This window comes from Acidobacteriota bacterium (assembly GCA_030949985.1).
Lineage (GTDB): Bacteria > Acidobacteriota > Polarisedimenticolia > J045 > J045 > JALTMS01.
Window position 1 is genome coordinate 188,005 of record JAUZRX010000015.1, and the last position, 26,284, is coordinate 214,288.

The window sequence follows — 26,284 nt, forward strand, 5'->3', positions numbered from 1 at the left end:
GCGGATCCTCGCGGCTAGAGTTTCGCCTTGAGCGTGTCGACCTCGCGGGTCTGCTCCCAGGAGAACTCGCTCCGCCCGAAGTGTCCGTAGGCCGCCGTGGGCTGATAGACCGGTCGGCGCAGGTCGAGGTATTCGATGATGCCCTTGGGCGTCAGCGGGAAGACCTCGCGCACCATCTGCACCAGGGCGGATTCGGGCAGCTTGCCGGTGCCGAAGGTATGGACCCGCACGGAGACCGGGTCGGCCACCCCGATGGCATAGGCCAGTTGCACTTCGGCGCGGTCGGCCAGGCCCGCGGCGACGAGGTTCTTGGCAACGCAGCGGGCCATGTAGGAGGCCGAGCGATCCACCTTGGTCGGGTCCTTGCCCGAGAAGGCTCCGCCCCCGTGGTGGCCCATGCCGCCGTAGGTGTCGACGATGATCTTGCGTCCGGTCAGACCGGCGTCTCCATGGGGACCACCGATGACGAAGCGTCCGGTGGGATTGACATGGAAGGTCGCGTCCCGGGCCAGCAGATCGGCGGGGATCACCTTGCGGATCACCTCTTCGATCACCCCCTGTTCGATGTCCTCGGTGCTGACCTCGGGATCGTGCTGGGTGCTGACGACGACGGTGGGCACGGCCACCGGGCGATCGCCCTCGTACTCGACCGTGACCTGGGCCTTGCCATCGGGGCGCAGGAAACTCAGCGCGCCTTGTCGGCGAGCCTCGGCCAGGCGCCGGCAGAGGCGATGAGCCAGGGTGATGGGCAGCGGCATCAATTCGTCGGTCTCTTTGCAGGCGTAACCGAACATCATCCCCTGGTCGCCGGCGCCATCCCGGTCGACTCCCATCGCAATGTCACCGGACTGCTCGTCGATGCTGACCAGCACGGCGCAGGAAGTCGCGTCGAAGGCGTATTCCGGATCGATATAACCGATGCGCTCGATGGTCTGCCGGGCGACGGCCTGAAAGTCGATCAGTTGGCTGGTGGTGATCTCGCCGGCGATCAGGCACAGCCCGGTGGTGACCAGGGTCTCGCAGGCTACCCGTGAAGCGGGGTCCAGCCGCAGAGCCGAGTCGAGAACGGCGTCGGAGATCTGGTCGGCGACCTTGTCCGGATGGCCTTCGGTCACCGATTCCGAAGTGAACAGTTGACGATCCATGTTTTGTCTTCCCTCCACGTGAGGTGACCCCCCGGGTCGGTCCCCTCCCCTCCTTCAGGCAGGACGCCAAGCGACCGGGGTCGAAGCAGGACAGCTTACCCGTCCACCGGGCCAGCGGCAATCGCCCCTCTCATGTCGGCCGGCCCATGCGCACGGCGGACGGGCCGAGGACCTCGGCGAGTTCCGCCAGCAGTTCACGGCCTGCCGCGACCCGGCGCTGCTCGTCGACTTCCAGCACGACCTTGTACTCCCCCGGGCGGATCAGCTCGAAGTACACGGGAGCCGGTCCCGGCCGGGAAGCCATCAGGAAGGCGAGTTTCTCGAGCAGGGCCTTGTCGGCGCGCTCCGGGTCGATGCGGAGGGTCAGGCCTTCGATGCGTACGGCAGGGGCCTGTTCGAGGGGCACCAGGTTCTCGACGAAGACGCGACTGTCTCCGTCGGCGTTGTCGAAGCGTCCCTTGACGACGACCGCCTGTTCTTCCTCGAGCCGTTCACCGATCTCCTTGTAGAGCTTCGGAAAGACGACGCAGCCCACGTGTCCGGTGGTGTCTTCGAGGGTGAAGACGGCCATCCATTCCCCCGCCCGCGTCCGGCGGCGACGCAGGGCCGTGATCAATCCGCCGATGCGCACCGGGCCCTCCACCAGGCTTCGAATGTCGTGGCTCGTCACCTCCCGCATGCGCTCGCGATGGGCATCGAGGGGATGGCCAGAGAGAAAGAAACCGAGAGCTTCCTTCTCGCCGGCGAGGCGTTCACGGTCGCTCCAGGGGGCGACTTCCGGAAGGGGCGGCGCCTCGGGCTGCGCGCCGCTGTCGCCTCCGAAGAGGGCGGCCTGGCCGCGGGAACGGTCCTCGGCCATCCGCGCGCCTCGTTCGAGGGCGCCTTCGATGGCGGCGAAGAGCCGTGCCCGCTCGCCGAATTCGTCGAAACTGCCGGCCTTGACCAGGGCTTCGAGAACCTTGCGGTTGAGCGCCCGGCGGTCGACCTCGCTGCAGAACTGGTCCAGGCTCTCGAACCGTCCCACCCGCTCCCGGGCGGCCAGGATCGCGTCGACGGCCCCTTCGCCGATGCCCTTGACCGCGGCCAGGCCGAAGCGGATCGCCTCGCCTTCCACTTCGAAGTAGCGTCCGGAGGTGTTGACCGAGGGGCCGAGGATTTCGAGGCCCATGTCCCGGCAGTCGTTGACGTACTGCACCAGCTTGTCGGTGTGGTCCTTTTCCGACGTCAGCAGCGCGGCCATGAAATGCACGCGGAAATGCGCCTTGAGATAGGCCGTGCGGTAGGCGACCAGCGCGTAGGCCGCCGAATGGGACTTGTTGAAGCCGTAACCGGCGAAGTGGGCCATCAGGTCGAAGATGCTGTTGGCGTCGCCGGAAGAGATGCCTCGTTCGGCGGCGCCGGCGACGAAGAGTTCGCGCTGGCGGTCCATCTCCGCCTTCTTCTTCTTGCCCATCGCGCGGCGCAGCAGGTCGGCGCCGCCCAGGGTGTAGCCTGCCAGCTTGGAGGCGATCTGCATCACTTGTTCCTGATAGACGATCACCCCGTAGGTCTCGGAGAGGATTTCTTCGGTCAACGGATGCGGGTAGCTCACCTCCACCTTGCCGTGCCGGCGTTTGATGAAATCTTCGATCATTCCCGAGCCCAGGGGGCCCGGCCGGTAGAGCGCGTTGAGCGCGATCAGGTCTTCGAATTTTTCCGGTCCCAGCCGCCGGAGAATGTCCCGCATGCCCGACGATTCGAACTGGAACACGCCGGTGGTGTCACCGGCACGGAACAATTCGTAGGTGGCCGGGTCGTCCAGCTCCAGTGCGTCCAGGTCCGGCGGCTGCCGTCCGGAAGCACGAATCGAATCGAGGGTGTCGGTGATCAGGGTCAGGGTTTTGAGGCCGAGGAAGTCCATCTTCAGCAGGCCGGCGGCTTCCACCTCGTCCTTGGCCCACTGGGTGGTGATTTCGTCCTTGTTCGAGCGAAACAGCGGTGCGTATTCGACCACCGGTTCCGGTGTGATCACGACGCCGGCGGCGTGGGTACTGGCGTGGCGTGAGAGGCCCTCGAGCCGCTGGGCGATGTCGAGCAGCTCGCGGATGACCGGGTCTTCACGGTAGAGCTTGGCCAGGGCTGGAACGTCGCTGATGGCGCTGGCCAGGCGTGTACCCAACTCGTCGGGCACCAGCTTGGCGATGCGATCCACTTCGCCATAAGGGATGTCGAGCACCCGGCCCGCGTCGCGGATCGCGGCGCGGGCGGCCATTGTTCCGAAAGTGATGATCTGCGCCACGTTTTCCCGGCCGTACTTCTCGGTGACGTAGTCGATCACCTCCGCGCGGCGCCGGAAACAGAAGTCGATGTCGATATCCGGCATCGAGACGCGCTCGGGATTGAGAAAACGCTCGAAGAGCAGGTCGTACTCCAGCGGATCGATATCGGTGATCTCGAGGCAATAGGCCACCAGCGAACCTGCCGCCGATCCACGGCCGGGGCCCACGGGAATGCCCTGGCGGCGTGCGTGCTGGATGAAGTCGCCGGTAATCAGGAAGTAGCCGGCATAGCCCATTTCGAGGATCGTCGCGATCTCCCGCTCGAGGCGTTGCTCGTAGTCTTCGAGGCTGTGTCGCAGCCGGCCCTCGGCGGCCCGGGCTTCCCATTTCTTCCGTCGCCGGGCGAAGCCTTCGCGCGTCTGCCGGACGAAGGCCGAGTCGAGGGTCTCCCCCCGGGGCACCGGGTAGCGCGGAAGATGCAGCTTGCCCAGCTCCAGTTCCACTTCGCAGCGCTCGGCGATCGCCGCGGTGTTGGCCAGCGCTTCGGGAAAGTCGGCGAAGCGTTCGGCCATCTCGTCGGTGGATTTGAAGTAGTGGTCGGCGGCATAGACCATCCGGCTTTCTTCGCTGCGCTTCTTGCCCGTGCCGATACAGATCAACACGTCGTGGGCCCCGTGATCGTCGCGCTCGAGAAAGTGGCAGTCGTTGGTCACCACCAGGGGGACACCGGTTTCCCGTGAAAGCTCGACCAGGCCGCGGTTGACCTTTTGTTGCTCTTCGATGCCGTGATCCTGCATTTCCAGGAAGAGGTTGTCTTCACCGAAGATCTCCTGGAACTCGTGGACGGTCTGGCGGGCGGCCTCGATATCGTCGTGACGCAGCAGGCTGGGCACCTCGCCCGCCAGGCAGGCGGTCAGGGCGATCAAGCCCTCGCCGTGACGACGGAGCAGTTCCTTGTCGACGCGCGGCCGATAGTAGAAGCCTTCGAGGTAACCGAGGCTGGTGAGCTTGACCAGGTTGCGAAACCCCTGGCGGTTTTTCGCCAGCAGCACCAGGTGGTAGTAGGGCTTGCCCCGTCCCTGGCCGGGATGCTTGTCGAAGCGGCTGCGGGGGGCGACGTAGACCTCGCAGCCGAGGATCGGCCGCAATTGCTCCTTGCGGGCTTCCTTGTAGAAGCGCACCGCCCCGAACAGGTTGCCATGGTCGGTCATGGCCACGGCGGACATGCCCAGGGTCTTGGCCCGCCGGATCATCTCCGGAATCTTCTGGGCGCCATCGAGGAGGCTGAACTCGGTGTGGTTGTGGAGGTGGACGAAGGGGCGACTGCTCATGGTGTTCCCCGCGGAAACAGAGTCCGGGTCAGGGGCCCGCTCAGAGCCATTCGATGGTTCCCGGGGGCTTGGAAGTGATGTCGTAGACCACCCGGTTGACGCCCCGCACCTCACCGACGATGCGGGCGGCGACCCGGGCGAGGAAATCGTGGGGCAGGCGCGACCAGTCGGCGGTCATGAAATCGTCGGTGTCCACCGATCGCAGGGCGACGACCTGCTCGTAGGTCCGGCCGTCGCCCATCACGCCGACGGTTTTCACCGGCAGCAGGACGGCGAAGGCCTGGGAGGTCTTTTGCATCCAGCCCGAGGTTTCCAGCTCTTCGCGGAAGATGGCGTCGGCTTCTTGGAGGATGGCGATCTGGCCGGCCGTGATCTCGCCGAGAATGCGCACCGCCAGGCCGGGGCCCGGGAAGGGGTGGCGCCGGACGAAGGCCGGATCCAGGCCGAGTTGCTCGCCGAGTCGGCGAACCTCGTCCTTGAACAGCCAGCGCAGGGGTTCGATCAGGGAGAGTTTCATGCGCTCGGGCAGGCCGCCGACGTTGTGGTGGGTCTTGATCGTCGCGGACGGTCCTCCCGTGGAGGCCGACTCGATGCGATCGGGGTAGATCGTACCCTGGGCCAGGTAGCGGGCGTCGATGCGGCTCGCCACTTCGTCGAAGACATCGATGAAGGTGTGACCGATGCGCCGGCGCTTCTCCTCGGGGTCGGTGACCCCCTCCAGGGTGCCGAGGAAGCGAGCACGGGCATCGACGGCTTCCACGGGGAGGTGATAGCGGTCGCGGAAAGTGTGCACCACCTGCTCGGCTTCGTCCTTGCGCAACAGGCCGTTGTCGACGAAGACCGCCACCAGTCGTTCGCCGATGGCCTTGTGGATCAGCAAGGCCATCACCGAGGAATCGACACCGCCGGACAGGGCGCAGACGACCTTCTCGTCGGGCCCGACGGTGGCGCGGATCTCGTCGATGGCCTCCTGCTCGTAGGCCGCCATCGACCAGTCACCCCGACAACCGCAAATCCCGAGTGCGAAGTTGCGCAGCAGCTCGCCGCCGAAAAGGGTGTGCCGCACCTCCGGATGAAACTGCACGCCCCAGCGCCGGCGGGCGCGGTCTTCGACCACCGCGTAGGGCGCGCTGTCGGTGCGTGCGATCACCCGCATGCCCGCCGGCAGCTCGACGATGCTGTCGCCGTGACTCATCCACACCACGGATGTTTCCGGCCAGCCCTCGAGCAGTGAAGAGTTTTCGCAGACTTCCAGTTCCGCACGGCCGAACTCGCGCTGGGCGGCGCTTTCCACCCGGCCTCCCGTGCGATGAACCAGCAGCTGCATGCCATAGCAGATGCCGAGAATCGGGCAGGAGGCGGCGAAGACCGCGTCGGGCAGGTCGGGAGCCTGTTCGTCGTAGACCGACGATGGCCCCCCGGAGAGGATCAGGCCTCGGACCTGCGCCTCGTCGATGCGCGCGGCGGCCTTTGCCGGAGAGACGATCTCCGCGTAGACCCCCGCTTCCCGCACGCGGCGGGCGATGAGTTGGGTGACCTGGCTGCCGAAATCGACGATGACGATCGTCTCGTGGGTCTGGCTCAAGGGATGGCTCCTCCACACCGCGGGCAAGTCTACCGTGGATCCCGGGCTCGGGTCTCAGCTTCTCCGGGCCCGAGTGACGAGGCCGCCCGGTGGCGAACAGGTCGCGAGCACCACCGCCTCGAGGGCCGTCGCCGCCGCGCCACCCGACTTGAGCCGTCCGTCGGCCGCCACGCAGGCCGCCAGGGCCCGGTCCGCGTCGATGGAACGGCGGTCGACCGCCTGGCTGTATTTCCTGGCCACGAAGGGGTGGCAACCGAGGGCGGCCTGGACCTCCCCCTCCCCGCCCCCACGGGCCCGGACCTCCGCGGCCACGGCCAGGCGTCGGCAGATGCCGGCGAGCCGGGCGAGGAGCGCCAGCGGCGCCACCGCCGAGCTGCCCTCGAGGTGGCGGTGCAGGCAGGTCAGCGCGGCCTGGCAGCGGCCGGCCAGCAGGGCGTCTTCCAGCGCGAAGGCGCCGGCGGTCCGCCCCGGCGAGAGCAGGGGCTCGATTTCGGCCGCGCCGAGGGGCGGGTCGCCGGGTGTGGCCACCAGGGCGATCTTCTCCAGCTCGCGGCGGGCCAGGCCGGTGTCGGTGCCGGCACAGTCGGCGAGGAGCTGGATCGCGTCGCCTCGTAGCCGCACTCCCACTTCCCGGGCCTCCCCCTCGATCCAGCCCGGCATCTCGCGCTCACGGGGCTTGGAACATTCCACGACCAGGCCCCGCTTGGCCACGACCTTGACCCATTTGAGCCGTTTGTCGATCTTCGGGGAGTCCAGCACCAGGACGGCGTGCTCGGCCGGGGAGTCGAGATAGTCGAGCAGCGTCTGGCGCCCTTCTTCACCATCGAGCAGCCCCGGTTTGAGGCGCACCACCACCAGGCGCCTGCCGCCGAGCAGCGGGGCGGTCCGGGCGGTGTCCAGGACCCGGGCCAGGGGCTCGTCTTCGAAGCGGTCGATGGCCGGGGTTTCGTCCGGAAGATGCTGTTCGATCAAGTGAATCGCCGCCTGCCGGGCGGCACCGTCTTCCCCGGCCACCAGGATCACCGACGGCCAGGGTTCCTTCTCCAGGGCGCGCAGCAGCGCGGCGGGGGGACGGGCCATCAGAATCCCTCGAGAATCGACGTGGTCACCGAACGCGCGAATCCACGGGAGATTTCTTCGATGGCGACGATCTCCCGGTCGAACTCGGTGAGGGGGGTTTCGGGCACGTCGTACTGTTCGCGGAAGACGAAGTGGTTCTGGCTCCAGAGCACCTTCTCCGGCGAGGTCTGCACCAGTCGCACCCGGGCCGTGATGGTCACCTCGACGCGGTCGAAGCGACCGCTTTCGGTGAAGGTCACCGGGTCGGTCTTGAACGAGGAGATCTCTCCCTCGAGCAGCACGTCGGCTCCCCGGGCATCGGGTACCGCCTCGAGCCGGCTGCGTCGGAGGAACTCGTCGACCAGCGCTTCGGTGATCCGCTGTTCGATCTCCGGACGGTCGGTCGTGTTGGCGAAGGTGGGTATGCCCAGGGTCTTCACGGTCGGGGGAATGAACGACGCTCCCGTGGAGCGCCCCGCCAGATGGTAGCCGCACCCCACGGCCGCCAGAGCCAGGCAGAGTCCGGTGACGAGCCGGCTCGGGCGGATGGTGAGAGGACTACGCACCACGCTTGATCTCTCCGGTCTCGAGGCGGCGCCGGATACCGTCGAGGACCCCGTTGACGAAGGCCCCCGATTCCTCGCCGCCGTAGAGCTTGGCCAGCTCCACCGCCTCGTCGAGAATCACCGCCGCGGGGGTCTCGGCTTCGTCGAGCAGTTCGAAGAGGGCCAGGCGGATGACGTTGCGATCCACCGCCGCCATGCGTTCGATCCGCCAGTGGGCGGAGCCCTGGCGGATCAGGCCGTCGAGCTCGTCGCGCCGGCGACGCACCCCCCGGAAAAGATGCTCGGCGAAGCGTCGGGAGGGGCCTCCCGGCGGGGTGTCGGAGAGTTCGCCTTCCAGGTAGGCCCGTATCACCGCTTCGGTGGGGTCACCGGAAAGGTCGGCCTGGTAGAGCATCCTCAGGGCGGCTTCCCGGCCCTCGTGTCGAGCTCCCATGGCGGCGCGTTCCCCTCTTTCTTCGGGTTATTTCAGGTCCCGCAGCAGGCGGGCCATTTCGATGGCCGAGGTGGCGGCCTCGAAGCCCTTGTTGCCCACCTTGCCTCCTGCGCGATCGAGGGCCTGCTCGAAGCTGTCGCAGGTCAGCAGGCCATTGGCCACCGGCCTGCCGCATTCCGCGGCGAGGCGCTCGAGGGCGCGAGTCACCGTACCGGCCAGGTAGTCGAAGTGGGGCGTCTGTCCGCGCACCAGGGCACCGAGGGCCAGCAAGGCGTCCGGCGGGTTCTTGCCGCCCGCCAGGGCCCGGAGGGCCGTTGGCATTTCGAAGGCGCCTGGAACCCGGACAACGGTGATGGCGCTCTCCTCGGCGCCGTGGCGGAGGAGGCCGTCGACGGCCCCGGAGAGCAACAGGTCCGTGATCCGGCTGTTGAATCGGGAAAGCACGATGCCGAAGGTCAGTCCCGTGGCGTCGAGTCTTCCGGCGAGCTGGCGCATGGCGGAGTCCTTTTTGGGGGATGGTGATGCCGCGGCGCCCGGGCCGCCCTTCGGCCGCCCTTCGCCGCCGCGCGAGCATAGCACGCTCCAGCGGGGATGCGCCGGGCCCGCTCAGCCTTCCAGGCTGACGCCTGCGACCTCCCGCAGAACGCGGGCCCACCCCGGGGCCAGCAGGGTCTTGAGCAGCAGGTCGAAGAGCCACAATCCGGCCGCGGCGAGCAGCAGCCGGCGCTCGCCGTTCCACCAGGCCAGGGGGCGGGGCCGTTCGAGCAGCACCCGTGCCAGGCTCACTCCCAGCATCACGAACGCGACCACCCGCAGTACGGCCCAGGGGTGCCAGCCGAGGGTCGCGGCGAGCCAGGGGTGCGAGGCGTGGACGGCAAGCTGACCGACATAGAACGACATGTAACCCGTCAGGTAGGCGCCGAGAATCAGCGCTCCCAGTCCGGCGGTGGCCAGGGCCAGCACGACGAATCCCAGCAGGTGCAGGACGTGCTCGGGAACGAAGAGTTCGGGCAGCGCTTCCTTGCCCATGCCGGTGGCCACGTAAGGGGCCATCTCCGCCCAGTAGGCCTCCCCATGGGGGATCAGCCGGCCGGCCGCCGCCGGATCGCGGATCGTCAGCGCGATCAGCACGGCCGACAGGGTGACGGCCCAGGCCAGCAGGTGGGCGATGACCCGGCCCCGCGGGTCCCGGTGATGGCCGCGGAGGTAGGCGAAGGCCAGGGAGCCGGCGGCCAGGGGGGTCAGCCAGCCGCCGCCCCCGAGCCCGAAGGGGAGCGCGGCGGCGGCCGCCGCCCCCGCCGGCAGCCAGAGGACCGGCCGACCCAGCCAGGTGCCGAGTGTCCCGTTCACCCCAGCACGCGCTCGACGATCAGGCCCAGGCGTTCGCGGGCGGCGGCGGGGATCGAAGCGGGAGCGGTGATGATGGCGCTGTCGAGGGCGTGCCCGCAGCCGCACTGCCGGGGGGCCTGGCCCAGGACGCCGGCCAGAGCCGACAGGGTGCGCTCGGCCAGGGCGGCATTGCGCTGCAGGCGTTCGATCACCACTTCCACCGATACGGGAGCCTCGTCGGTCTTCCAGCAGTCGTAGTCGGTGACCAGGGCCAGGGTGGCGAAACAGAGTTCGGCCTCCCGGGCCAGCCGCGCTTCCTGCAGGTTCGTCATGCCGATCACCTGCGCCCCCCATCCGCGGTAGACCTCCGACTCGGCCCGGGTGGAGAACTGGGGACCTTCCATGCACAGGTAGGTGCCGCCCGGGTGGACCCGGGCTCCCGCCGCGCGTGCCGCCCCGGCCAGGTGCCGGGCCAGGTCGGCGCAGAAGGGGTCGGCCAGGGAGACGTGGGCGACGATCCCCTCGCCGAAGAAGGTGTCGCAACGGTGCCGGGTCCGGTCGATGAACTGGTCGGGAATCACCACGTCGAGGGGATGGATCGCCTCGTGGAGCGATCCCACCGCGGACGCGGCGACCAGCCATTCCACGCCCAGAGACTTCATGGCGTAGATGTTGGCCCGGTAGTTGATCTCCGTCGGCAGCAGTCGATGGCCCCGGCCGTGGCGGGCCAGGAAGGCCACCTCCACTCCCTCGAGACGGCCCACCACGATCGCGTCACTCGGTGAACCGAAGGGGGTTTCCACCTCGATCGTGCGGGCTTCGGTCAGGGCCTTCATGTGGTAGAGGCCGCTTCCGCCCAGGATCCCGAGACGCGCTCCTGTGCCGCTCATGGCTTGCCGGCCCGCTCGGCCCGGGCTTTCTGTTCGAGCCTCTTCTCGCGCAGATCGTGCAGCGCCGCCCGGACGCCTCCGGGAACCTCGATGCGGCGGCCCCCCAGCCCGTCGTAGAAGGGGAAGAGGCCCGGCCGCGCCTGGATCGAGAACCCCGCCGCCACGATGGCTTTCGGCTCGGTGGCGGGGTCCATGGTCTTGACCAGGGTGAAGGGGAAGGCGGATCCCATGGCGGCCCGGCGCAGCGCCGCGCCTTCCTCCTGGTCCTTCCTGGCCACCACGACCGCCATTTCGGGAGAGAAGTGGAACTCGTAGAGCGCCAGGGCGTAGGCCGGAATGAACAGCCCCACCCGGTCGTAGGAACCGCCGAAGGCCTTGAGGATCTCCTGGGCGGCCTTGCGCCAGAGACGTTCGCCCTGGCCGAGGTAGTGCAGTCGCACCAGGACGCGCACCATGCGGGCATTGGCCTTCTGGGGGTAGACCGCCCGCCGCAGGGGCATCGGCCCGCTGGGGGCGGGCACCACGTCCCGCAGGGCGCCGGTGGCCGGATCGCGCAGGTTGGCCAGGGTCGTGCGCGCCAGGTCCCGGGCGGTCTCGAGCCACGCCTTGTCGCCGGTGACCTGGTAGGCCTCGATGAAGGCCCACGCGCTTTCGGCCAGGTCTTCGAGGACCAGGTTCCCCGGGGGCTGGCCCGTACCGTCGACCACCGCACGAGGCATGCCCCGGCCGGGCTTGTAGCGGTGTTCTCTGAGGAAACGCGCGCCGGCCAGGCCGCGTTCGAGGATCGCGGTGTCGCCGGTGGCCGCTCCACAGCGGATCAGCGCGGCACTCGCCTGGGCCTGGTCCCCGGTCAGTACCGTTCGATCGATGCCGTCCGGGCAACTCGCGCAGACGGCGGCGGCCAGCGACCCGTCCCCGTTGTCCAGGTGCTCGAGGATCCAGCGCGCCTGGGAGAGGGCGGCGTCCCGGTCGGAGCGTTTGCCGCTGATGCGGAAGCGCAGGGTGAGCAGGTCCAGCCAGCGGGCGTTGCGATCGAGGAGCTTCTCTTTCTGGGGACGCTCCCACTCCAGCCCGAGGGCCATGCGGTAGAGCCCTCCCCGTTCGGCGTCGACCAGGTGGGTCGCGAGGGTGTTTATCGCCGCGCTGCCCATGACCCGGGTCGATTCCTTGCGCCGCTCGACGCCGGCGGTGAGCAGCAGTTCGATCAGGTCGAAACGGGGGATGCGCGGCGGGCCGCCGAAGTAGCGATGTTCCTTGTCGAAGGTGGACTCCATCCGGCTCACCAGCGCCCAGGTCAGGGATTCGCCCACCTTGCCGGCGGTGGGCGGAGAGGACTCGCGAATCTGGGTCTCCCCTTCCCTGGACATGCGGATCGCGTCGCTCCGCCGGGCGCGGTAGAAATCGGAGGCCACGGTCAGCAGGCGGGCCATGGAAGCCGCCGGGCGGAAGCCGGAGGTGACCCGGCGAGGCTGCCCGGTCTCTTCGGAGAGCATGCGCAGGGGCGTGCCGTCGGGGAGCAGGATACTGACCGCCGGCCAGCCCTCCGCCGGGTAGCGCCGGGTCAGATCGGGGCGGATGTCCGCCCGTTCGCGGATGGCCACGTAGCGTTCCCGAATCGCCTCGACCACCTCGGGCTGGTTCCAGACCTCGTTGCGGGCCCGAGTGGAGTACTCGCTCCACGGGACTTCGAGCACCAGCAGGATCAGCCGATCCGTCCCCTGGGCCCGGCGGAAGGCGGCCGGCCCGAAAGGTTTCCACAGGCCGGCGGCCTGTGCCGCCGCCGGTGGAGGGGCCTGGGCTGCGAGGATTCCAGGGGACGGCAGGAGCAGGGAGAGGAGGATCAGCAGGCTGCCGAAGACTCGGCCGGGGGAACGCAACGCGGGCATCTGGGTTCTCCTTGGCGGGCACCCGGGGGGTGCCGACGATCCCGGATTATGCCCGAGACCAGGCCCGAAGACCCGCAGCGGACCGCTAGGGAGGCGCGCCGATGGTGACGCTGAGCAGGCTGCCGCCGACCCGGATCTCGTCGCCGTCCTGCAGTTCGACGCTCTGGACCCGGCGACCGTTGACGAAGGTACCGTTGGTGGAGTCGAGATCCTTGAGCAGCACGCAGGCCGAGCCGTAGACCTCCAGGCTGGCGTGGCGTCGCGAAACCCGGGGGTCGTCCAGGGTGATATCCGCGGCTCGGCCGATCAGCACCCGCGAGCGCGTCACCGGGAAGGACATCCCTTTCTGGGGGCCCTCCAACACGTCGAGGGAGATTTCCCATCCCGCGGGCAGGGGGATGCGACCGAGATCGTCCCCCGCGGCCTGGGGAGCCGCCAGGGAGTCGAGGAGTTTGCGGGTCGGCAGGGCGACGGTCTTCCCGCCGATGTTCTCGGCCCCTTTTGCGGGCTTGTCCGGCTTGTCGGCCATTACTCGCGCTCCCGCACTCCCGGCAGGCCTTCGGCCAGCCGCCGGTGGGTCCGCTCTTCGAAGCGGCGCTGTAGAGACGGTAGGTCCGCGGTGTCCCGGTCGGCCAGTAACTTATCGATACGGGAGGCCGGGAAGAATTGCAGGGAGGGTGCCAGGGGGCCCTTCTCTCCCCGGGCCCACTGGTTGACCCAGTCTTCCCAGGCATCCAGGTCCAGGCCTTCGATGGCCAGTCCGTCGGCGCTTTTCGAGCGGATCACCCCTACCACCCGTTCCCGGGGCTCCCGCAGGTAGGCCACCACCAGGGTGCCGGTGCCGAAGGGATCCTCCCCCTCTTCGTGCTTTTTCCCTTCCAGTCGAGGTTTTTCGCTCAGTTCCAGCAGCACACCGCCCGTGTCCCGGGGGTGCAGGAAGGCCACGCGGCACCCCCCGGCTCCTTCCCGGATGCCCGGCGGCAAGGGCTCGAGACCCGCGGCGGCCAGGCGGGCGAGCAGGGCTTCCAGGTCGTCGGTGGCCAGGCAGAGGTGATGCAGGCCCTCGCCCCTCCGCTCGAGATGGCGCGCGAGGGCCCCCTTTTCGTCCAGGGGTTCGAGAAGCTCCACGTGCACTCCGGCGGCGTCGAGGAACCAGGTGCGCACGCCCTCGGAGGCCACCGCTTCACTGCGTTCGAGGGGCAGGCCGAGCAGGTCGGCCCACAGCCCGAGCCGCTGTCGCGGGTCCTTGACCGCGACACCGAGATGGGCGACGCCCAGCACTCTTCCCTTCACGACTCTCTCCTCACCCTGGATTCGCCGGCCTGCTCGCTCAGAGGCGCCCGAGGATCTGCCGGGCGATCACCAGCCGCTGGATCTCCGAGGTGCCCTCGCCGATGGTGCAGAGCTTGGCGTCCCGGTAGAACTTCTCTACCGGGTAGTCCTTGACGTAGCCGTAGCCCCCGAAGACCTGGATCGCGTCGTTGGCCACGCGGACCGCGGTCTCGGAGGCGTAGAGTTTGGCCATGGCCGACTCGCGGGTGGTCTTTCGCCCCTGGTCCTTGAGCGAGGCCGCGCGGTAGGTCAGCAGCCGTGCAGCGTCCACTTCGGTGGCCATGTCGGCCAGCATGTTGCCGATGCTCTGGAAGGTGCCGATCTTGCGGCCGAACTGCTCGCGCTCGCGGGCGTAGGCCAAGGCGTGCTCGTAGGCTCCCGCCGCGGTTCCCAGGGCCAGGGCCGCGATGGAGATCCGGCCCCCGTCGAGGACGCCCATCGCCGCGCGAAATCCGCTGCCGGCCTCGCCGATCATCGCGTCGGCCGGCACGCGGCAGTTCTGCAACACCACCTCGCAGGTGTCCGAGGCGCGCATGCCCAGCTTGTCCTCGTGCTTGCCCACCGAGTAGCCGGGGTTGTCGGCCTCGACGATGAAGGCGGATATGCCGTCGTGGCCCTTGTCCGGATCGGTGACCGCGAAGAGCACCGCCACCTCGCCCACTCCGCCATGGGTGGTGAAGGTCTTGGAGCCGTTGAGCACCCAATCGTCACCGTCGCGCACCGCCGTGGTGCGGGTGCCCCCGGCGTCGGAGCCGGCGGTGGGCTCGGTCAGGCCCCAGGCCCCGATCCACTCGCCGGTGGCCAGTTTGGGGAGGTATTTCTGTTTCTGCGCTTCCGAGCCGTACTGCAGGATGTGGCCGGTGCAGAGGCTGTTGTGGGCGGCGACGGAAAGGCCGATGGCCGGGTCCACCTTGCTGATCTCCTCGACGATCGTCACGTACTCCACGTAGCCGAGGCCGGCGCCCGAATAGCCCTCGGGAACGAGCACGCCGAGAAAGCCCAGTTCCCCCGCCTTGCGGAAGACCTCCCGCGGAAACTCGGCCTGGTCGTCCCACTGGCGGATATGGGGTTCGATCTCCCGCCTGGCGAAATCGGCGGCGGCCTGACGCATCATCTCCTGGTCGTCGTTGAGCAAGAAATCCACGGCTGCTTCTCCTGGAGTGGCTGGGCGGATGGGGACCCCGAACGTCCGGTGACAGGAGGGCGGGCGCCAGGGGCCCTGCGATCATAGCGCATGGTCGGCCTCCCTCCCTCCCCCGGCGGCGGGCGCGGGTCAGAGAAGGTCGACGAAGACCTCGTCGGCCAACAGAACGCCCCGCCCGGTAAGCCGGTAGCGGCTTCCCTGGCGGGCCACCAGTCCCGTGGCCACGGCCCGGTCGAGCACGCGGCGGCGCGGGGCCAGATCCACCTCTCCGTAGTGTCGGCTGACGGTCTCGAAATCGACGCCCTCGGCGAGCCTCAGGCCGAAGACCAGGGCTTCCCCGGCCAGCCGGTCGGCAGGGCAAGGGGCGACGGCGGCCCCGGGGGGCGACTCGCCCGCGGTTCGCAGGTATTCGGAGAGCCGGCGTGGATTGGTCCAGCGTCGCCGGGCGAAGTACGAGGCGGCCGAGGGGCCGAAGCCGACGAAGGGGCGGTCGCGCCAGTAGAGCCGGTTGTGACGCGATCGATGGCCGGGGCGGGCGAAATTGGAGATCTCGTAGCGCTCGAGGCCCGCCTGCCCGAGTCGTTGGCAGGTCATCTCGTAGAGCGTGGCGGCGTGGTCCGGATCCGGCGCGGGCAACTCGCCCCGCTCGACGGCCCGCACCAGGCGGGTGCGGGAGGTGGTCTCGAGAGCGTAGGCCGAGATGTGGGGCGGGCCGACCTGGAGGACCGCTTCCAACTCGGCCATCCAGGGCGCGGTGGCTTGCCCCGGGGTGCCGAAGATCAGATCCGCGCCCACCGAGGCGAAGCCCGCCTCCAGGCTGCGGGCCAGGGCCACCAGGCCCAGTTTCCCGGGCAGGGGCCGGCCGATGTCCTCGAGACGCTGATCGTCCACCGCCTGCAATCCCACCGTCAGCCGCGTGACGCCCGCCCGGCGCAGCCCCGCCAGGCGCTCGGGGGTCAGGTCATCCGGGTTCGCCTCGAGGCTGATTTCGGCATCCGCCTCGAGATTGCCCAGGCCGGCGACGGCTTCCAGCAGGCGGGCCACCGCGTCGGGATCGAGTCGGGAGGGCGTGCCACCGCCGAAATACAGCGTTTCCACCGACTGGGGGCCCCAGTGCCGCCGAAAGGCCTCGATTTCTCTCTGCACGGCGGCGAGGTACTCCCCCGCCCGGGCGAGCTGGCCGGTGACCACGGCGAAATCACAGTAGGCGCAGCGGTAGGCGCAGAAAGGAACGTGAATGTAGACGCCGATGGGGTCGGAGGCACTCATCGGCGCAGCATAGCCCAGACCGTGGCGCGAACGGCGCTGGATCCTCCGTCGAGCGGGCTTCTATATTCCACCTGGGACCGCTCGGTGCGTTCCGATGGAGAGCGATGAAGCAGAAACTGGCGGCCGCCTTCATGTTGATCGCGGCTTTCACCGGGATTTCGGTTCTGGCCACCCGCCTGCTCGAGCGGCACCTGGGGCTGGGTGCGGCGGTGTTCACCCTCTGCCTGATTCTCCTGCTCAGCCTGGGGGGGGCGGTGCTGCTCGCCCAGCATCTCTCCCGGCGCCTGTCGAGCCTGGCCCAGGCCGCGAGGGTGATCGCCGACGGGGATCTCACCGCGACGATTCCCGTCTCGCCCGACTGGTCGGGTCGGGACGAGATCGACGATCTGGCCGCCTCCTTCGCCATGATGCGCCACTCGCTGGTACACGTGCTGACGGAATTGCAGGAGACCTCGGGGCAGATGAGCGATTCGGCCCAGGATCTCTCCAGCGCCGCGCGGGATCTCTCCCGGCTGACCGAGGAGATCTCGGGCACCGCACGCCGCCTGGCCTCCGGCGCCGAGAGCACGGTGGAACGCATTCACCGGACTTCCCGGGTGACCCACAAGGTGGCCGCCTCGGCCGAGCGCATCGGTCAGCGGGCGGCGGCGGCCCTCGAACTGACGCGGCAGGCGGGCAACGCCGCCGGCCGGGGACGGGAGCTGGCCTCCCGGGCCGACGAAGAACTCGAGCATCTCGGCGCTCGCATCGAGGCGATGAGCCGCACGGTGGAGGGCTTTCGCGAGCAGGCCCTGTCGATCAACAAGACCGTGGAGATGATCGCCAGCATCGCGCAGCAGACCCACCTGGTGGCGCTCAACGCGGCCATCGAGGCGGCCCGGGCCGGCGAGCACGGCGAGGGTTTCGCGGTGGTCGCCGAGGAAGTGCGCCTGCTGGCCGAGCGGGCGGGACGTTACGCGGAGAAGATCTCCGGCTTCGCCGACCACATCAACTCCGGTTCGGGCCGGGTCATCGCCACCATGCAGGAGGCGACCCAGGCCACCCGCCACGGCCGCTCGGTGGTCTCCGGCGCCAGCGAGACGCTGCGCGACATCGCCGGCGGCGTGCTGCCCCTGGTGCGCCAGGTGGAGGAGATCGCGGGCCTGGCCGCCGAGCAGGTCCAGGGGATGGAAGAACTGGTCGAGGGCATGGAGGAGATCTCCCGCATCGCCAGCGAAGGCGCCGAGGGGATCGAGGAGACCTCGGCGGCCACGGCGCGGCAGAACCGCTCGATGGACGCCATGGCGCACTCGGCGGTGGGGCTGGCCGACACGGCGGGCCGGCTGCGGGACTTGTGCGCGGTCTTCCGCCTCGGCGGCGAAGAGCGGGAGGCACGGTGAGCGGAGAGGACGCCGGTGTGGCGCGCGCCGACCGGGGTCGGCACCTCGCCTTGCACCTGCCCGGCGGGCTGCTGCTGCTGGACGTGGAGGTGGCCGGCCGGGTCGAACCCGCCCTGACCGTGTTGCCGGTGCCCCACTCTCCGGAGGGGGTCATCGGCCTGGCTGAACTCAGGGGGCGGCCGGTGACCCTGATCGATCCCAGCGTGTGGCTCGAGGGACGGGGCCGCCTGGCCTCCTCCCCGGCGGAACTGGGCGCCGGGGGCGTGCAGGCTCTGCTCCTGGCCCCACCCCTGAACCATCTGGCCTTCGGGTTGCCGCCCTCGGCGACCCTGCGTCCCCTCCGCGGGTCCCCGGAGTCCGGCGTCGTTCTCGATGCGAAGGCGATCGTCGCCCGCTTCGCCCCCGCGGTGCAGCCCGCCCCATGAACCGCAGCGAATTGCTCGGGATCTTCTGCGACGAGGCCCGCACCCACCTCGCCGCCGCCCTGGAGGAGCTTCGGGAGCTGGTGCCCGACTCCGCCCGGAGCCTCGACGAGCTGTTCCGCCGTTTCCATTCCGTCAAGGGCATGGCGGCGTCCCTGGGCCTGGACGACCTCCGGCAAAGCCTGCACGAAGCCGAGGAAACGGTGGACGAGGCCCGGCGTGCGGGGCGGGGCCTCGACGCCGGCGCCATCGAGGCCCTCGCCGGTCACTGCCGCCGGGCCCTGGGCCGCCTGGACCGCATGGAAGGCTTCGAGGAGGACACCACCGCCGGGGAGATCCTCTCCCAGGCCCGGGGCGCCCTGCCGCCGGTGCGGGTCGACGCCGACCGCCTCGATCGCCTGCTCGACCTGGTGATGAGCCTGTCGGTCTCCCAGCAGCGTCTCGAACACGTGCTCGGTCTGCCCGACGATCCCGGGATGCTGGCCATCCGGGACACCCTGGCCGAGGCCGTCCGGGGACTGCGGCGGGAGATCCTGGAGATTCGCCTGCTGCCCGTGCGAGGCCTGCTGCCCCTCCTCGAGCGGGCACTGCGGAACTGGGCCCGGGAGCAGGGTGTGAAGGTGGCCCTGTCGGTTCGGGGCGAGTCCACCCGCATCGATCGCACGCTCCTCGAGCGCCTGGTCGATCCCCTGGGGCAACTCCTGCGCAACGCGGTGGCCCATGGCATCGAGGCGCCGGAAGAGCGCCTGCGGGCGGGCAAGCCCGAACGGGGTCGCATCGACCTGCAGATCGGTGCGGGCAAGGACCGGGTCCGTTTCGTGGTGCGGGACGACGGCCGGGGGATCGAGGCCGCCGCCGTGGTCCAGCGGGCTGTCGAGCGGGGGGTCCTGCCCGCCGGCGCCGATCACCGCCTGGACGAGGGCCGGGCGCTGGGGCTGCTGGCCACCCCGGGCATGTCGGGCCGGGGGCGGGCCGACCTGCTGGCCGGTCGGGGGGTGGGGCTGGCGGCGGTGCGGGCCCAGGTGGAGAGACTGGGCGGCCGCTTGCACCTGGCCAGCCGCCCCGGTGGCGGCTTTGCGGCGAGTTTCGAGATTCCCACCCGCGTCGCCCTGGTGGACGTCTTTCTCGTGCGTTGTGGCGAACATCGTTTCGCGGTGCCCGTGACCACGGTCCGTCATGTGTTGGAAGGCGTGGAACCCGCCTCGGTCACCGAGGGCCTCCCCGACGAGATCGACTCCCTGTCCCGGCGCCTGGGGCTCCGGGAGGCGGCTCCCCCCGACCCCCACGCCGCCTGCCTGGTGATCGAGCGCGAAGGGGGCCGGGTGGGTCTGAAGGTGGACCAGATAGCCGGTCGCCGGGAACTGGTCGTCCGCTCCCTGGGGCCGCCCCTGGACCGGCAGGGGCCCTGGGCGGGGGCCGCCGTTCTCCCCGAAGGCGGCGTGGCGCTGGTGGTCGATCCCCAGCGGTTGGTGGACAATCCCTGAGTGCCGGTCCACATCCCCGTCGACCGGCCCGAGATCCAGCCGATGCCTCCTTCGAGTCCCGGGTCCTGGCCGCCGGCACGCCGCCGCTGGGGCCAGAACTTTCTTGCCTCGCCCGCGGTGGCCCGCCGGCTGGTCGACCTCTTCCTGGGGGACGTCGCCGGCGAGCGACGGGCCCTGCCCGTGGTGGAGATCGGGCCGGGCCGGGGTGCCCTGACCCGGGAACTGGCTTCCCGGGTTCGGCGGCTGGTGGCCCTCGAAATCGACCCCCTGTTGCACGAAGAGTTGCTGCGGGAGCTGGGAGCGTCGCCCGCGCTGGAAGTGCGGCTCGGCGATGCCCTGGAGACCGACTTCGAGGCCCTGGCCGAAGAACTCGGCGGCGCCTTTCGCGTCATTGGCAACCTGCCCTACAACGTGGGAACCGCCGTGGTGCGACGCCTGCTGCGGGTGTCGGCCGTGGCGGACTTCCAGGTCGTCCTGCAGCAGGAGGTGGTCGATCGCTTTCTCGCCCGGCCCGGGACCAAGGCCTACGGGCCCCTGGCCGTGATCAGTCAACTGCGGGGCCGACCCCGCCGGCTCCTCGCCCTGCCTCCCTCCCTCTTCCGGCCCCGGCCCAAGGTGCATTCGGCGGTGCTCAGCCTGGTCGTCGACCCCCGGGCCCCCCTGGCCGCCGGCGACGTCGAGAACCTGGAGCGCTGGCTCTTTCGCGGCTTCGGTCACCGGCGCAAGACCCTCGCCGGCAACCTGGGACCCTGGAAGGAGGCGGTGCGGGAGTTCCTCGTCGGCCGGGGCCTGCCCGCCGACGCCCGGGCCGAGGCGGTGCCCGCCGAGGATTGGCTCGCACTGGGGCGGCGACTGGACGCCATCGCCGGGGCGTCCCGATGAGCGGGGTGCGCCCTCCCCGGCCGGTGGGATAATCCCGCCGATGAACAGCGCTCTCGAGATCGTCTCCGTCGGCGGCAGCGGCGGGTTCGGGCAGAACGCCACCTTGCTCGTCTGGGAGCGGGTGGGGCTGCTGATCGACTTCGGCATCGGGTTTCCGCGGGGTGCGCCGGTGGGAGCCACCCGGGTGGTGCCCGACGCCGAACCGCTGGTCGGCCGTTGCGAGCGCCTGGCGGGGATCGTTCTGACCCACGCCCACGACGACCACGCGGCGGGGCTGGCCTGGCTGCCCGCAGCCTGGCAGGGGGCGACCGTCTACGGCTCCGCCTGGACCCTGGCGGCCGCCCGCGACCGCTACGAACAGGTCACCGGCAGGCGCCTGGTCGGGCGGACGGTCGACGGGGGGCAACGGGTGGAGTGCGGCCCCTTCGCCTTTCACCTGCTGCCGGTGACCCATTCGGCTCCCGAGAGCCGGGCCGTGCTGATCCGGACGCCCGTGGGCAGCGTGGTCCACAGCGGCGACTTCAAGCTCGATCCCCGTCCGTGGAGGGGCGCGCCCACCGATTTCGAAGCGTTTCGCCGACTGACCCGGGGCAAGGTACGGGTGCTGATGGTGGATTCCACCGGAGCGCGGCGCCGAGGCCGGAGCCGGTCGGAGAGCGAAGTGCGACCGGCCCTGGAAGAACACATCCTGGGCGCTCGGGGCCAGGTGGTGGTCTCCACCTTCGCCAGCCATCTCCACCGTCTCGAGGCGGTCGCCGAGGTGGCGCGGGCGGCGGGGCGCCGGGTCGCTCCCCTGGGCCAGCGGATGAACGAAGTCCTGCGCCGCGCCGTGGACATGGGGAGCTGGGCGCCCCCTCCCGGTTTGCTGGTGAGTGCCGAAGAACTGGCCCGGGAGCCGCCGGCCGCCCGGCTGTACCTGGCCGGTGGCTGCCAGGGGGAGCCCGGCTCCTCGCTGTCCAGGATTTCCCGCGGCGACTTCCCCGGGGTGGCGGTGGGACGCGGCGATCTGCTGCTCCTCTCTTCAAGCACGATTCCCGGCTCCGAGGTGCAGGTCGGCGCTCTCGAGGACCGCTTCCTGCGGCTGGGTTGCCCGGTGGTCAGCGCCCGGGACGACCCGCGGCTCCACGCCTCGGGCCACGGCAACCGGGAAGAAATCACCGAGTTCATCGCCCGGATCCACCCGGAGATCCTCCTGCCGATCCACGGGGACCGGGTGCATCTCGAGCGCTGCGCGGAACTCGGCCGGGCCCTGGGTGCTGGTCCCGGGCGGGTGGAGATCCTCGAGCGCGGCGAGAGCCTGCTTCTCGATGCCTCCACCGCCCGACGGGGCGAGGGGGTGGAACTCTCCCCCCGGGTGCTGGACGATGCCGGCCGCCACCTGGCCCGGGAAGAGATCCGGGATCGCCGGCGCCTGGGCAAGGGCGGCGTGGTGGTGGTGCGTGCCAGCTGGGATCCGGGGCGGGAGGAGCCCCGGATCCGCTCCGAGGCGCTGGGCATCCCGCAGTGGCAGGGAGACGCCGGCCGTTCCGGGCGGGTCGAGGCCATGGTCCGGACCCTGCTCGAGGGGGTGAGCCGGCCCGATCCGGGCCTCGAAGAGCTGGTGGCCCGCCGCGTTTCGAGGTTTCTGCGCTCGGGTCGACGGGACCGGCCCCAGGTGGTCGTGATTCTCGATCCGGGTCCGGCGCTGGACAAGCAAGAGGAAAGCCGATGATGCCGATCACCGTCACGCCCCTCGACGCGGCCCTGCTGGGTCTGGTGGAGGGGCTTACCGAGTACCTGCCGGTCTCTTCCACCGGGCACCTGATTCTCACCTCTCGACTGCTGGGCCTGGGGGAGAGCCCCGCGGTCAAGAGTTTCGAGATCGTTATTCAGGCCGGGGCCATCCTCGCCGTTCTGGGACTCTACCGCCAGCGGGTTCGGCAGATGCTCGCCGGGCTGTGGGGTCGCGATCCGGCGGGGCGCCGGCTGCTGATCAACCTGGTGGTGGCCTTTCTACCCGCCGCGGTGATCGGCCTGCTGCTCAAAGACCTGATCAAGGCCTACCTCTTTCACCCGACCCCGGTGGCCGCCGCCCTGGGGCTCGGTGGCCTGGCCATGGTCTTCAGCGGCGGGCTCCAGCGCCGCCGCAGCGCCCAGGGGACCTCCCTCGAGCACCTGCGGCCCGGCCAAGCGCTGCTGATCGGCCTGGCCCAGTGCCTGGCCATGTGGCCGGGCACTTCCCGCTCCCTGGCCACCATTCTGGCGGGCCTGGGGATCGGTCTGACTCCGGTGGCGGCCGCGGAGTTCTCCTTCCTGCTGGCGCTGCCGACCCTGGGGGGGGCGACTTTTCTCGACCTGCTCACCGACGGCCGAACCCTGATCGAGGGCGTGGGTCCCCTGGCCCTGGCCATCGGCCTGGCGGTCGCCTTCGCCAGCGCTGCGGTGGCGGTCAAGGGCTTCGTGGCCTGGCTGACCCGGCACTCCCTGGCCCCTTTCGGCTATTACCGCCTGCTTCTCGCGGGCCTGGTCTGGTTTTTCTGGCTCCGCTGAGCGCTTTCCGGTGGCCTGAACAGGGGTTGACCATGGTCAGGCCTCCACGAGCCGGAGAGGGCCATTCCATTTCTGTTCAAACAGCGCTAGGATCTTCCGCACGGAAGGAGTTTCGGGGTGGGGTCCGCACCCCGGAGTCGTCGTGCCCGCCCGCGCGGGACAGCCCGGGGGCGGCCGTTCGGGACGGCGCCGGGCCGGAGGGAAGACTTTGCGACTGCGCGAATTCCTCGACCAGCCCAAGGGGCGGGAGATGGCCGGGATCGTCCTGACCGGTCTTTCCCTGCTGGTGGTCATCGCCCTGGCTACCTACTCGCCGCGGGATCCATCCTTCTTCACCTCCGGACCGGGACCCGCGCGCAACTGGATCGGTCCCGCCGGAGCCCAGGCCGCGGCCCTGCTCTACGAGGTCTTCGGCCTGGGAGCCTGGTTCCTGCCGCTGATGCTGCTGGCCGCCGCCTTGCGCCGCCTGCGGGGTGCCGAGGAGCCCCTTCGGCGGAGCGCCGTGGCCGGTTTGGGGGCCGTGGGGCTGGCCACCTCCCTGCTGCTGGCCCTGATCGTGGGGCGGATCGAGTTCCGCCAGGCCTCGCTGCTCGCCGGCGGCGCCGGCGGTCACATGGTCGCGACTTTCCTCGAGGGGGTTTTCGGTGACGTGGGGGCGGTGATCCTGGCGGCGACGGTGATGCTCGCGGGCCTGGCCCTGGCCGCCCGATCCTCCCTGGCCGAGTCCACCGCTGAGGGGGCGGAACTCCTCCGGCGCGGTGTGGCCCTGGGGCTCGGGTGGATGCGGCGCTCGATGGCCTCGGCCCGTCGGCCCTCGCGCCCGGCCTCCACCCCCAAGGTGCGTGGGGCCCGGGAGCCGTGGTGGCGGCTGCGTCCCGGCAACTGGATGACACGGCTGCGGCGCTGGTGGCCGCGCCCCTCGCCTCTCCCGCGCGAGCCGGTGGAGGCGGTGGCCGAGGCGGAGGACCCGGTCGAGCCGATTCCCATCGTCGACCGCCCCGAGCCGGCTGCCGGGTCCGCCGTGGCGTCCCGCCGCAAGCGGAAGTCCCCGGCCCCGCGACAGGCCCGGCTTCCGGTGGAACTGCCCGGAACCGCTCGTCCCCGGCTGCCGCCGCCCGAGCTGCTGGCGCCACCACCCAAGAGCGAGCCGGTGGACCGACAGGAGCTGCTGGCCACCGCCCGCCAGGTGGAAAGCCGATGCGCCGAGTTCTCCGTGGGCGGCAAGGTGGCCGAGATCCACCCCGGCCCGGTGGTGACTACTTTCGAATTCCGCCCCGAGGCGGGCATCAAGCTCTCGAAGATCACGGGGCTGGCCGACGACCTGGCCCTGGGGCTCGAAGCGGAGTCCGTCCGCATCGCCCGAATCCCGGGACGCTCGGCGGTGGGCATGGAGGTGCCCAATCGCAAGCGGGAAGTCATCGCCCTGCGGGAAATCGTCGAGTCGAGAGCCTTTACGACCCCCAGGGACCTGCTGACGCTGGGCCTGGGCAAGACCCAGGACGGTGAGATCTTCTGCGCGTCGCTGGCCAAGATGCCCCACCTGCTGATTGCCGGCTCCACCGGGTCGGGCAAGAGCGTGGGCCTCAACGCCATCGTCTCCTCGATCCTCTACCGGGCGCGGCCCGACGAGGTGAAATTCATCCTGGTCGATCCCAAGATGCTCGAACTGGGGATCTACGAGGGCATGCCCCACCTGCTCGTGCCGGTGGTGACCGATATGAAGCTGGCGGCCAACGCCCTGCGATGGGGCGTGCGGGAGATGGAACGGCGCTACCGCATCCTGGCCGCCTGCAACGTGCGCCACCTCGACGCCTACAACCACCTCTACCGCAAGGACCCCAAGGCGGTGGCCCGGGCCCTCGAGGGCCTGCCCCGTCCCGATGGAGCGGAAGCGCCCCGGGCCGAGCCCCTGCCCTACATCGTGATCGTCGTCGACGAGCTGGCGGACATGCTGATGACCACCGGCCAGGAGGTGGAGGAGGCCATCGCCCGGCTGGCCCAGAAGGCGCGGGCGGTGGGTCTGCACCTGGTGCTGGCCACCCAGCGGCCCTCGGTGGACGTGCTGACCGGTGCGATCAAGGCCAACTTCCCGGCCCGCATCGCCTTCCGGGTGGCGTCCAAGATCGACTCCCGGACCATCCTCGACGCTTCCGGGGCCGAGAAACTGCTCGGGGCCGGCGACATGCTCTACCGCCCCCCCGGCTCGTCGCGCCTGCTGCGGATTCACGGCGCCTGGGTCTCCGAGCAGGAAGGCCTGAGGCTGGTGGCCTGGCTCAAGCAGCAGGCCAAGGCCAACTACGACGAGAGCGTGCTGGCCGAGCCTCCCGACGCGGGGGGGGACGGCGCGGGCCCGGGTTCAGCGGGAGCGAGCGAGGATCCGGTCTACCGCAAGGCCGTGCGCCTGGTGATCGCCACCGGGCACGGCTCGACCTCCTTCCTGCAGCGAAAGATGCGCCTGGGTTACTCCCGGGCGGCGCGGATCGTCGACCAGATGGAAGAGGAAGGCATCCTGGGGCCGGCGGACGGTTCCAAACCCCGTCCGTGCCTAGTGGGCACGGAGTTCCTCGAGCGGATGGACCAGCAGGACCGGGAAGAGCCCCTTTGAAGACCGGGGTCGCCGGAGGCCCGCTCCTCGCGCGCGAGAGTCTTTTCGAGCGGGCCGTCAGTGCCTGCGCCGTGCAGGTGTGCTGGCCTCGGCGCGGGAGCGGCCGAGCCGCTCGAGGGCGTCGGCCGCCGCGGCCTGCTCCGCCCGGCGTTTGGCCGTTCCGCTGCCGCGGCCGCGGCTCCGCCCCTGGACGAGCACCTCGATGGTAAAGCGCCGCTGGTGGTCGGGGCCGCTTTCCCGGACGACCTGGTAGACCGGCAGGGGCCATCCCCGGGCCTGGCAGAATTCCTGGAGGCGAGTCTTGGCATCCATTCGGGAAGCGTGATCGGTGGGCCACTGTTCGATCCGCTTCGTGAAGAGTCTGCGGACCAGGGTCCGGACGGGACGAATGCCTCCGTCCAGAAACAGCGCGCCGATGACCGCCTCGAAACCGTTGGCCAGCAGCGCCGGCTTGGACCGGCCTCCCGTGCCCTCCTCGCCCTTGCCCAGCAAGAGCGCCGAGCCCAGTCCCAGCCGGCCCGCCTCCTCGGCCAGGTTCTGGGTGTTGACCAGCGAGGAGCGCAGCCGGGTCATGTTCCCCTCCCCCATGTCGGGCCTCCGGCGAACGATGCGTTCGGCGACCAGGAATCCCAGCACGGCATCGCCGAGGAATTCGAGCGGTTCGTTGTCGTGGTCCAGGTCGCGCTCGTGGGCATAGGAACGGTGCACGAGGGCCTGGTGAAGTTTGCCGCGGTCCTTGAACGTGTAGCCGAGCGC

22 protein-coding genes are annotated in these 26,284 nt (G+C 70.0%); 7 read left to right on the forward strand and 15 right to left on the reverse strand.

Going from position 1 to position 26,284, the window contains the following annotated elements:
• Positions 1–14: 14 nt before the first annotated feature.
• The 14 genes from metK to hemW form a co-directional block, all read right to left on the reverse strand.
• Positions 15–1,145, reverse strand: coding sequence for a methionine adenosyltransferase (metK, locus tag Q9Q40_03535; protein ID MDQ7006280.1), 1,131 nt, complete (start codon positions 1,143–1,145; stop codon positions 15–17).
• 130 nt (positions 1,146–1,275) lie between these two features.
• Positions 1,276–4,734 (reverse strand): DNA polymerase III subunit alpha, encoded by a 3,459-nt coding sequence (gene dnaE, locus Q9Q40_03540; protein MDQ7006281.1) that lies wholly within the window; start codon positions 4,732–4,734, stop codon positions 1,276–1,278.
• A 40-nt stretch (positions 4,735–4,774) separates the two neighbouring features.
• On the reverse strand, positions 4,775–6,319 hold the full coding sequence (gene guaA / locus Q9Q40_03545; GenBank protein MDQ7006282.1) for a glutamine-hydrolyzing GMP synthase: 1,545 nt from the start codon (positions 6,317–6,319) through the stop codon (positions 4,775–4,777).
• Between the two features lie 54 nt (positions 6,320–6,373).
• On the reverse strand, positions 6,374–7,399 hold the full coding sequence (gene holA / locus Q9Q40_03550; GenBank protein ID MDQ7006283.1) for a DNA polymerase III subunit delta: 1,026 nt from the start codon (positions 7,397–7,399) through the stop codon (positions 6,374–6,376).
• Positions 7,399–7,947, reverse strand: coding sequence for an LptE family protein (locus tag Q9Q40_03555; GenBank protein ID MDQ7006284.1), 549 nt, complete (start codon positions 7,945–7,947; stop codon positions 7,399–7,401). Before Q9Q40_03555 ends, holA begins: the two co-directional genes overlap by 1 nt.
• Entirely contained in the window at positions 7,937–8,377 is a 441-nt protein-coding gene (gene nusB, locus Q9Q40_03560; protein ID MDQ7006285.1) for a transcription antitermination factor NusB, read from the reverse strand. The genes Q9Q40_03555 and nusB overlap by 11 nt, the downstream gene beginning before the upstream one ends.
• A 27-nt stretch (positions 8,378–8,404) precedes the next feature.
• Positions 8,405–8,872, reverse strand: a complete 468-nt coding sequence (ribH, locus tag Q9Q40_03565) for a 6,7-dimethyl-8-ribityllumazine synthase (protein MDQ7006286.1) — start codon at positions 8,870–8,872, stop codon at positions 8,405–8,407.
• A gap of 111 nt (positions 8,873–8,983) precedes the next feature.
• Positions 8,984–9,727 (reverse strand): hypothetical protein, encoded by a 744-nt coding sequence (locus tag Q9Q40_03570; protein ID MDQ7006287.1) that lies wholly within the window; start codon positions 9,725–9,727, stop codon positions 8,984–8,986.
• On the reverse strand, positions 9,724–10,596 hold the full coding sequence (mtnP, locus tag Q9Q40_03575; GenBank protein MDQ7006288.1) for an S-methyl-5'-thioadenosine phosphorylase: 873 nt from the start codon (positions 10,594–10,596) through the stop codon (positions 9,724–9,726). Before mtnP ends, Q9Q40_03570 begins: the two co-directional genes overlap by 4 nt.
• Positions 10,593–12,482 (reverse strand): DUF255 domain-containing protein, encoded by a 1,890-nt coding sequence (locus Q9Q40_03580; GenBank protein ID MDQ7006289.1) that lies wholly within the window; start codon positions 12,480–12,482, stop codon positions 10,593–10,595. The genes mtnP and Q9Q40_03580 overlap by 4 nt, the downstream gene beginning before the upstream one ends.
• 85 nt (positions 12,483–12,567) lie before the next feature.
• On the reverse strand, positions 12,568–13,011 hold the full coding sequence (locus Q9Q40_03585; protein MDQ7006290.1) for an FHA domain-containing protein: 444 nt from the start codon (positions 13,009–13,011) through the stop codon (positions 12,568–12,570).
• Positions 13,011–13,775: a VOC family protein gene (locus tag Q9Q40_03590; protein ID MDQ7006291.1), complete on the reverse strand. Its 765-nt coding sequence runs from the start codon at positions 13,773–13,775 to the stop codon at positions 13,011–13,013. The genes Q9Q40_03585 and Q9Q40_03590 overlap by 1 nt, the downstream gene beginning before the upstream one ends.
• A 37-nt stretch (positions 13,776–13,812) precedes the next feature.
• Positions 13,813–14,958 (reverse strand): acyl-CoA dehydrogenase, encoded by a 1,146-nt coding sequence (locus Q9Q40_03595; protein MDQ7006292.1) that lies wholly within the window; start codon positions 14,956–14,958, stop codon positions 13,813–13,815.
• A 129-nt stretch (positions 14,959–15,087) separates the two neighbouring features.
• Positions 15,088–16,227 (reverse strand): radical SAM family heme chaperone HemW, encoded by a 1,140-nt coding sequence (hemW, locus tag Q9Q40_03600; protein ID MDQ7006293.1) that lies wholly within the window; start codon positions 16,225–16,227, stop codon positions 15,088–15,090.
• A 104-nt stretch (positions 16,228–16,331) separates the two neighbouring features.
• Here hemW and Q9Q40_03605 point away from each other — a divergent pair, with 104 nt between their 5' ends.
• The 7 genes from Q9Q40_03605 to Q9Q40_03635 all read left to right on the forward strand — a co-directional run bounded on the left by Q9Q40_03605 (position 16,332) and on the right by Q9Q40_03635 (position 25,528).
• Positions 16,332–17,606, forward strand: a complete 1,275-nt coding sequence (locus tag Q9Q40_03605) for a methyl-accepting chemotaxis protein (GenBank protein MDQ7006294.1) — start codon at positions 16,332–16,334, stop codon at positions 17,604–17,606.
• Positions 17,603–18,031 (forward strand): hypothetical protein, encoded by a 429-nt coding sequence (locus Q9Q40_03610; protein ID MDQ7006295.1) that lies wholly within the window; start codon positions 17,603–17,605, stop codon positions 18,029–18,031. Before Q9Q40_03605 ends, Q9Q40_03610 begins: the two co-directional genes overlap by 4 nt.
• Positions 18,028–19,512: a chemotaxis protein CheW gene (locus tag Q9Q40_03615; GenBank protein MDQ7006296.1), complete on the forward strand. Its 1,485-nt coding sequence runs from the start codon at positions 18,028–18,030 to the stop codon at positions 19,510–19,512. Before Q9Q40_03610 ends, Q9Q40_03615 begins: the two co-directional genes overlap by 4 nt.
• Positions 19,513–20,394: a 16S rRNA (adenine(1518)-N(6)/adenine(1519)-N(6))-dimethyltransferase RsmA gene (gene rsmA, locus Q9Q40_03620; protein MDQ7006297.1), complete on the forward strand. Its 882-nt coding sequence runs from the start codon at positions 19,513–19,515 to the stop codon at positions 20,392–20,394.
• 40 nt (positions 20,395–20,434) lie between these two features.
• Positions 20,435–22,105 (forward strand): ribonuclease J, encoded by a 1,671-nt coding sequence (locus Q9Q40_03625; protein MDQ7006298.1) that lies wholly within the window; start codon positions 20,435–20,437, stop codon positions 22,103–22,105.
• Positions 22,102–22,923 (forward strand): undecaprenyl-diphosphate phosphatase, encoded by an 822-nt coding sequence (locus Q9Q40_03630; GenBank protein ID MDQ7006299.1) that lies wholly within the window; start codon positions 22,102–22,104, stop codon positions 22,921–22,923. The genes Q9Q40_03625 and Q9Q40_03630 overlap by 4 nt, the downstream gene beginning before the upstream one ends.
• Before the next feature lie 208 nt (positions 22,924–23,131).
• Positions 23,132–25,528 (forward strand): DNA translocase FtsK 4TM domain-containing protein, encoded by a 2,397-nt coding sequence (locus tag Q9Q40_03635; GenBank protein ID MDQ7006300.1) that lies wholly within the window; start codon positions 23,132–23,134, stop codon positions 25,526–25,528.
• Positions 25,529–25,585: 57 nt separating this feature from the next.
• Here Q9Q40_03635 and rnc read toward each other — a convergent pair.
• Positions 25,586–26,284 (reverse strand): ribonuclease III (gene rnc, locus Q9Q40_03640; GenBank protein MDQ7006301.1); only part of this gene is annotated, 699 nt, incomplete at its 5' end.

What these genes read in the sequence shown, in the direction of transcription:
- metK (MDQ7006280.1), bottom strand. Translation starts at nt 1,145, where the DNA reads ATGGATCGTCAACTGTTCACTTCGGAATCGGTGACCGAAGGCCATCCG.
- dnaE (MDQ7006281.1), bottom strand. Translation starts at nt 4,734, where the DNA reads ATGAGCAGTCGCCCCTTCGTCCACCTCCACAACCACACCGAGTTCAGC.
- holA (MDQ7006283.1), bottom strand. Translation starts at nt 7,399, where the DNA reads ATGGCCCGTCCCCCCGCCGCGCTGCTGCGCGCCCTGGAGAAGGAACCC.
- nusB (MDQ7006285.1), bottom strand. Translation starts at nt 8,377, where the DNA reads ATGGGAGCTCGACACGAGGGCCGGGAAGCCGCCCTGAGGATGCTCTAC.
- ribH (MDQ7006286.1), bottom strand. Translation starts at nt 8,872, where the DNA reads ATGCGCCAGCTCGCCGGAAGACTCGACGCCACGGGACTGACCTTCGGC.
- mtnP (MDQ7006288.1), bottom strand. Translation starts at nt 10,596, where the DNA reads ATGAGCGGCACAGGAGCGCGTCTCGGGATCCTGGGCGGAAGCGGCCTC.
- Q9Q40_03580 (MDQ7006289.1), bottom strand. Translation starts at nt 12,482, where the DNA reads ATGCCCGCGTTGCGTTCCCCCGGCCGAGTCTTCGGCAGCCTGCTGATC.
- Q9Q40_03585 (MDQ7006290.1), bottom strand. Translation starts at nt 13,011, where the DNA reads ATGGCCGACAAGCCGGACAAGCCCGCAAAAGGGGCCGAGAACATCGGC.
- hemW (MDQ7006293.1), bottom strand. Translation starts at nt 16,227, where the DNA reads ATGAGTGCCTCCGACCCCATCGGCGTCTACATTCACGTTCCTTTCTGC.
- Q9Q40_03605 (MDQ7006294.1), top strand. Translation starts at nt 16,332, where the DNA reads ATGAAGCAGAAACTGGCGGCCGCCTTCATGTTGATCGCGGCTTTCACC.
- Q9Q40_03615 (MDQ7006296.1), top strand. Translation starts at nt 18,028, where the DNA reads ATGAACCGCAGCGAATTGCTCGGGATCTTCTGCGACGAGGCCCGCACC.
- Q9Q40_03625 (MDQ7006298.1), top strand. Translation starts at nt 20,435, where the DNA reads ATGAACAGCGCTCTCGAGATCGTCTCCGTCGGCGGCAGCGGCGGGTTC.
- Q9Q40_03630 (MDQ7006299.1), top strand. Translation starts at nt 22,102, where the DNA reads ATGATGCCGATCACCGTCACGCCCCTCGACGCGGCCCTGCTGGGTCTG.